Consider the following 769-nt stretch of genomic DNA (forward strand, 5'->3'; position numbering starts at 1 on the left):
CTTTCTTCATTCAATATCTTTTCAAGTTCATTAAAGTTATATATTTCATAATTGTGTATTCTCTCTTTATTTTTTTTCCTACTTCTATTTATCCATATGTTATTAATTCCTAATGATTGAGATCCCTTTATGTCGGAGCTATATGAGTCACCAATGTGAATTACTTCATTAATATTGCAATTACATTCCCTTAAAGCGTCTTCAAAAATTTTCTTCTGTGGTTTATAGGATTTAGATTCTTCACTTGTGATCACTTTTTCAAAACTCATCCCAATGTTCTTGATTGCAGTAAAAATTTCATTGGTATCGATATTTGAAACAATACAAACTGGAATTTTATTATTCTTTAAGAATCGTTCTGCATCGTCAAAAACTACTGGATTTCTCCAGTAATCAAATAATATTTTTGTTAGTTCATCTTCTTTCAAATTGCAATTATACTTTAAGATCACTTCTCTTAAACTCAATATTTCAATATTTTTCTGATTGATGAAATTGGCTTCAGTCGATTTTGCACATATTTTTTGGAAAGTCGAATGCCAGTATTTGGAGATCTCATTTGCATTACATTCTTGTTTTGAATTATCCCGGATGGTTTCTGCAATTCTTTGTATGTAAACATCATCCTCTTCTACAATTGTTCCATAAAAATCTAAGAAAATATATTTTATCATTTTTCTCCTCAGGCGCCGCGAAAGCGGCGTCAAGCTAACATTATAGTTCCAACCTGCGGCCCCCAAAAGTCGCCTGATCCAGAGCACACCTTTAC

General features: G+C 31.5%; 1 protein-coding gene. It reads right to left on the reverse strand.

The features are described from left to right. A partial coding sequence (locus ACYQ2L_RS17175) for an HAD family hydrolase (RefSeq protein WP_460058352.1) occupies nucleotides 1-674 on the reverse strand: 674 nt, incomplete at its 3' end. Between the last annotated feature and the right edge of the window lie 95 nt (nucleotides 675-769).

The organism is Spirochaeta dissipatitropha, assembly GCF_054657935.1.